At 55.4% G+C, this 4,635-nt stretch carries 8 protein-coding genes; all 8 read right to left on the bottom strand.

Annotation, left to right across the window (positions count from 1 at the left end):
• On the bottom strand, nt 1-1,036 hold a 1,036-nt coding region (locus WC488_04570; GenBank protein MFA5077673.1), incomplete at its 3' end, for a hypothetical protein.
• Entirely contained in the window at nt 1,033-1,575 is a 543-nt protein-coding gene (locus WC488_04575) for a hypothetical protein (GenBank protein ID MFA5077674.1), read from the bottom strand. The genes WC488_04575 and WC488_04570, both read right to left, overlap by 4 nt.
• A gap of 56 nt (nt 1,576-1,631) precedes the next feature.
• On the bottom strand, nt 1,632-1,877 hold the full coding sequence (locus WC488_04580) for a hypothetical protein (protein MFA5077675.1): 246 nt from the start codon (nt 1,875-1,877) through the stop codon (nt 1,632-1,634).
• Between the two features lie 60 nt (nt 1,878-1,937).
• On the bottom strand, nt 1,938-2,093 hold the full coding sequence (locus WC488_04585) for a hypothetical protein (GenBank protein ID MFA5077676.1): 156 nt from the start codon (nt 2,091-2,093) through the stop codon (nt 1,938-1,940).
• Nucleotides 2,094-2,106: 13 nt separating this feature from the next.
• Nucleotides 2,107-2,277: a hypothetical protein gene (locus tag WC488_04590; protein ID MFA5077677.1), complete on the bottom strand. Its 171-nt coding sequence runs from the start codon at nt 2,275-2,277 to the stop codon at nt 2,107-2,109.
• Between the two features lie 247 nt (nt 2,278-2,524).
• Nucleotides 2,525-3,811, bottom strand: a complete 1,287-nt coding sequence (locus tag WC488_04595; GenBank protein ID MFA5077678.1) for a ParB/RepB/Spo0J family partition protein — start codon at nt 3,809-3,811, stop codon at nt 2,525-2,527.
• A complete protein-coding gene (locus WC488_04600; protein MFA5077679.1) occupies nt 3,808-3,939 on the bottom strand; it encodes a hypothetical protein in 132 nt (43 codons plus the stop codon). The genes WC488_04595 and WC488_04600 overlap by 4 nt, the downstream gene beginning before the upstream one ends.
• A gap of 1 nt (nt 3,940) precedes the next feature.
• On the bottom strand, nt 3,941-4,429 hold the full coding sequence (locus tag WC488_04605; GenBank protein ID MFA5077680.1) for a hypothetical protein: 489 nt from the start codon (nt 4,427-4,429) through the stop codon (nt 3,941-3,943).
• Between the last annotated feature and the right edge of the window lie 206 nt (nt 4,430-4,635).

Here is a 4,635-nt window from a genome sequence, read left to right on the forward strand (position 1 = left end):
GTTCGCGGATTGCCGGGATGGATGAAAGGGTTCGCTCATACAAGTCCATGTAGCACTTCGTGGGCCCGTCTTCCAGCAAAGCGCTCGCCGAACAATCCGGGTATCTGTCCGCGCAGAAATCGATGCCTGCCTTCGAGATGATAGTCTCGCATTCAGTCGTATTCCGCGGTAGTTCCGCAGAAATGTTGATGACGGGCTGGGTAGGGCAGGCCTGGCTCGTGTTCAGGCAGCGGCATGACGCATTGTAGGCGTCCCACGTCTTGCTCGAGTTCTCGGTGAGATTGACGGACTCGTCGATTCTCGGAAACGCCGGGCAGCAGACCTCCCGCCCCTCCCATGAATTGCATTCCCCGAAACCCAGCGACGCATTTAGCGCTGAAATCGGCGGGCCTGCGCAGGTAACGTTGGCCGGCGCGTCCGTGGCGTTCTGCCCGAAGCCTGGCGCAAGCGTCAAGTTCCGCCTGCAATCCGCGGAAACATTGATGTTCGCCGCGGCATTCGAAAAATTGCCCGTACCCGGACTAATCACCACCGAAAGATTTTGCCGGCAATCAGCTGGCGTCGTAGTCGGACAAACGACCGGGGTAGGCGTGGGAGTCGGTACAGGGGTTGAAGTCGGAGTCGGGCAAATGACCGGCGTGGGAGTCGGAGTTGGAACTGGAGTGGGAGTCGGAGTTGGGCATGCCAGCTGTGCCTGGCAGCGGAACGTCGCGTTATACCTGGCATCCGGAAGCGTATAGTTCTGGCCGGCGAACAGATTCCGGTCGTCGTCGATTGCTGGGAACGCCGGGGCGGACGCGCTCGCGTTGTCAACGCAGAAAAAATTTTGGGAAAACCCGAGCTGCGTGCTCGAATCATGGACTGGCAGGTACACGGTGTAATTCGACTGGTCCACGGTATGAATGACATAACACAAGCTCTCCGGAACGATTTCCAGCGCCGCGTTCACCGGCTCGGTTTCGTTCACGTCCACGCACGCGGCGCACGCCAGCCCGGCGAACGCCATCACGCAAAACAGGTAGATTGCCGATTTCATTCCTCATCATCTCCTTGCGGGTGTAGGCCCGCCTCCCTCATCCTCGCTGCAATCGCGAGCGCCTGCTCAAGTTCTCCCTCGAACTTCTCCTGGCGCGGCTTCATTTTCTCGAAAACTTCATACGGGAGAACACCCTCCATTATCTTGAAGAGTGGGGACCGGAAGTTGGTGTATGGCGGGCAAATGCCCTCGAAAACGAGGGACCAAATCAGCCTGTTCCCTTGCGCATGCCGCGGACGCACGTACACTAGGAACAGGTTGAATTCGTTCCAGTGGACCTCGTAGAGGGCGTGTAGCAAGTCAGCCAGAGTGAAGGGAAGGCGGCGCGGAGTGGACGCATCGCTTGCAGTGCGATACCACTCTGCCACCACGAAAGCCGGATCCGGCCTGCTTGGCAAATCCATGCCCCGAGTCTCCCCTCTCACCGAAAAATAGACTACTGCGGCGATGCCGACGATTAGCAATAGCAGCCATGGTAATGGGTATTCGATTGCCCCAGCTAGAACCCAGCTGATGACTCCCAAGTACCATGCAGCCATCACCGCAACGAAGCAGGCGACTGCTATAAATACTCCCAACCTCAAATCCATCGTACTCACTCCTTATCGACAATCACTATACGGGTGCCAGGAATCTGGAACACTCCGCGCTCAACCGCCTTCTCCTGCTCCTTCGACAAAATCTTGTTAATCGCGGACGTGACGCTCCGGGCCCCGACAATCTTTTCAGCCAGAAAATCAATGTTATCGTCGTCGACGCGAAACGTAATGCGGCCTCCCTGCTTTCGCAGACACCGCGCAATCGCATCCGCCTTGAATTCCTTCGCAGTTGACGCAATCACGCCCTCGCACCCCCACGCCTCGGAACTTCCAACACTTCCGCAAACGCGCTAGCCCTCCCCTCATCCAACAACTCCACGACGCGCCTCAACCGCGCCCGCTTGTCCGGTCGCACTTCCACCATGACTTGCGCGCTCCGATACTTGCACTATACCTATGAACCACTGCATCCAAGGTTCTATCGACCGCCTTTCTTCGGTTTTCTTTTCGTCAGCCATTCAAAACCACCTTTCATGCATCCTCGACGCTTAACGGGTAATGCTCGTCAAGGCAATCGGCATGAATTGAACCCATTAATTCCTTGCACTTATTTTCAGCGAATTTCTCGGCATCCTTCATGCTCCGCGCGGGAACCTTCCAAACCAAAACGCGCTTCACGACAAAATATTTTTCGTCAGCCATTCGAATCCCCCTTGTATACCCTCAAATCTTCTGCCAACTCACGACTGAAAACTCCACAAATTTGCCACGTGAACGCATAACCTATCTTGACTCCTTTTTCCTGCAACACGTACACGATGCAGTGAACCATGCGACGCTGCTCATACGTCCCCTGGTAATCAAACCCCAACTTTGCCAGAATCGCAAGCACTTTACTAAAACTTTTTTTCACCATCGTCTCGCTCCTCAACCTGTTTCCTCCACATCGTCAAGCACCGCATGAACGTGACCTTCGCGCCGACGTGCGGCCTCGTCGTGTTAGCGCCTTTTTTATTCCGACTATTTTGACTTGGAACGTGTCCCCAGCGACTAGTGAACCCGGGCCGTAGCCGAGCTCCTGCAAAATTTTTCTTGGAATAGTGCCTCGAACATAGCCCTTCCCTTCCATTTCCTTGGCGGACATTTCGAACGCTTCGTTGCCTTTACGGTTCTCGACGCAAGAATATCCTCTGGCTTTAAGGCGCTGCTTCAATGTTTCATCCAGGTTGCGCAGCTCCACGCGCAAGTCGGCCGCGGAAGCCGTGAAGACTTCCTTTTCCATGACTTCATCCAAACAATCGAGGTGCGTCGCCCGAAACGTTGACAAGCTTTTCCGCAAGTTCTCGCACTTCGCGGAGAGCTCCATCAGCAAATTCTCGTCATATTTTGTCAGCTGCGAGGAATTGTGGAACTGCTTCACGAAGCCCTTCCACTCCCCCTGGAGGACCTTGGACTTGTAATTGTTCACCAACGCGTCAACGTGCCTCGCGCTGCATCCCTCCATCGCACGCTTGAACAACCAATCCCGATACGCGGCATCATCCACCCGGGCGAGCGCTGACGCCATCTTAATCGAAATCCGTCCATGCGAGCCGACGTCCTGGCCTTGGTCGTTGTGCACGTTGAAGGAAACGCGGGCCTGAATTTTTTCGGGAAGCTTCAGCACAGTCAAATAAGCTATGGCATTGTTTTCCGACATTCCGATGGACTTCAACAACTTCATCCCGTAAAATACGTCGCTGCCCGTGAACTTCGCGTTCCTCGGGTTGTATCCCTCGCCGGAAGGATGGCGAGTTTTAAACAATTTTCCTGCGGTAATAACGGAAATGATTGCGTCCACGTCGTTCTTCACACTCTCTATCTTGGAGAACAAGAGGCGAATTGTGAGCGCTTTCTCTTGCACTGACAAATCTTCCCGGACGAGGTTCTCGTGAATCAAGTCCGTAATCAAATCGTTTTGCTGGGACCGCTTCTTCACGAAAGCCGGAATCGTTTTCCACCTCAACCTCCTGCACGCAGCAAGCCGCCTATGCCCATGTATGACGATGAATCCCCCTTTCCCGTCCTCCAGGATGGTAATGGGACTGAAAAGGCCCCGCTCCCGAATAGAACGAGTCAAAACCTTCAACGGTTCCGCTTCGATGTGCAAACGCGTCTGGTAAGGGTTCCCCTTAATCAAGCGGATTTCGACGTCCACCACGCCCAACTTCACAACCTGATTAATCGGCACACTCATTGCGTCGCCCCCACTACGCAATTCGCCTTGAACTGCATCGTGCACGAGCCGTCATGCACCCGCACCCTGACGAGCTCGAAGCCTTCCCCCTCGATCACCGCGACAACTGCAGACAGCTTTCCTTCCATCTCAATCCCCCCGCTCCTTTTTCGCCTCGACTGTCATGGTAAGGAGGCCTCTCGCAGTCAATCGCTCTATCGCCTCTTGTTTCGCGCACTCTTGTTGTTCCTCTTCCGAAAGGTTGTTGAAGCCCACGCGGCCCTCGCGGAGCTCCTTGAGCATCTTTTCCACAATCCGACGGATTTCGTGCTTCCCCATTTTCCCAGAAAAGAAGTCCTTGAGGATAACGCGCTCCTGCTCGGTTGACGACAAGCTCTTCCAGCCAGGGCGTTCCGCTGCGCGCCTGAATGATTCACCCCACTCGCGCGGGTGCAACTCCTTCACTTCAGCGTACTCATCGTGGATGGCCTTCGCTTCATCTTGCAGGAGCCTCTCTTTTGCCTCCTGCTCGCTGCGCGCATGCATCTTCGCCCGGATTTCAGCTTCCTCACGCGCCCCCGCCTCTTTTTTCGCGACTGCTGCCGCCAGCAGGGTCTCGTCGCCCCCGCCGGCCAACATCTGCCAGCAGGCGTCACGGCAGACCTCGGAGACGTTAAAGTTAAGCTCGTGAAGCTTGTTCACCCACCGCGCCGGGATAAGAACCGTCACGTTCTTGAGGTCTTCACCTGGGAAGATCTGCGGTCTGCCGCGGCTGCCTGGGACTCGAATTGGTCTCATCATGCGCCAAGCCTCCTTACAGGCTCCAGAGCCCCAGAACCAGTATT

It is taken from the genome of Candidatus Micrarchaeia archaeon (genome assembly GCA_041650355.1).
Classification (GTDB): Archaea; Micrarchaeota; Micrarchaeia; order Anstonellales; family Bilamarchaeaceae; genus JAHJBR01.